Source organism: Paenibacillus sp. FSL H7-0326 (assembly GCF_001955535.1).
Lineage (GTDB): Bacteria > Bacillota > Bacilli > Paenibacillales > Paenibacillaceae > Paenibacillus > Paenibacillus shunpengii.
On the sequence record NZ_MPVN01000027.1, the window covers coordinates 1 to 506 of the forward strand.

At 46.4% G+C, this 506-nt stretch carries 2 rRNA genes; both read right to left on the minus strand.

The annotated features are described in order from the left end of the window. Nucleotides 1–90: ribosomal RNA gene (locus tag BK126_RS28665) — 23S ribosomal RNA — on the minus strand; the annotation flags it as partial. A 297-nt stretch (nucleotides 91–387) separates the two neighbouring features. Next, nucleotides 388–506: ribosomal RNA gene (locus tag BK126_RS28670) — 16S ribosomal RNA — on the minus strand; the annotation flags it as partial.

Genomic DNA, 506 nt, shown 5'->3' on the forward strand with positions numbered 1-506 from the left:
ACAGCTCCCCGAGGCAGTATCGTTGTTCGCCACGTCCTTCATCGGCTCCTAGCGCCTAGGCATCCTCCGTGTGCTCTTAATAGCTTAACCAACGTTCGGTGTTTTGGCTGAATCTCTCCAGTTGACTGCGTCAAAAGTCGTTCTTCATCCAAAAACCTCACTAAGCACTCTATTTCATACTTTACTTGTTTTGACACGAGTAAAGTGAAAAGGATATTTCTAAATCGCAAAATTGTTTCGTTTATCTAGTTTTCAAAGAACAAATTGAGAGTTGAACTCTCAAAACCGAACAACGAGTGAGTGTTACTTTGCTATTGCAAAGTGATCCGCCGACTTTCGTCGTGCGTATATTTGAATGTCTTCGTTGCAGAAGACGATTCTCCATAGAAAGGAGGTGATCCAGCCGCACCTTCCGATACGGCTACCTTGTTACGACTTCACCCCAATCATCTACCCCACCTTCGACGGCTGGCTCCTTGCGGTTACCCCACCGGCTTCGGGTGTTG